The sequence below is a fragment of the Brachybacterium sp. JB7 genome (genome assembly GCF_003335205.1).
GTDB classification, from domain to species: Bacteria; Actinomycetota; Actinomycetes; order Actinomycetales; family Dermabacteraceae; genus Brachybacterium; species Brachybacterium alimentarium.
On record NZ_QPGN01000070.1, the window covers coordinates 1 to 223 of the forward strand.

Below are 223 nucleotides of genomic sequence, written 5' to 3' on the forward strand. Positions count from 1 at the left end.
TAATAGATGCTTATCATATTTTCCCATATCGACCAATTTTGATACATGATCAAACAACTTTGGTGGTTCAAATTGACCATAAGCTTTTTTACGAAGATGGAATACTGCTAATCGAGCAGCTAAATATTGATAATCAGGGGTTTGCTCTGAAATAAGGTCTGCTGCAGATTTTATGATGGTTTCATGGATATCCGATGTCGTTATCCCATCATAAAATTGAATG

Annotated in this window: 1 protein-coding gene; it reads right to left on the bottom strand. The window is 34.5% G+C overall.

The window, feature by feature from the left end; all coding sequences use genetic code 11:
* The coding region (locus CIK81_RS18925; RefSeq protein WP_147272385.1) for an ATP cone domain-containing protein at nucleotides 1-223 on the bottom strand (223 nt) is incomplete at both ends.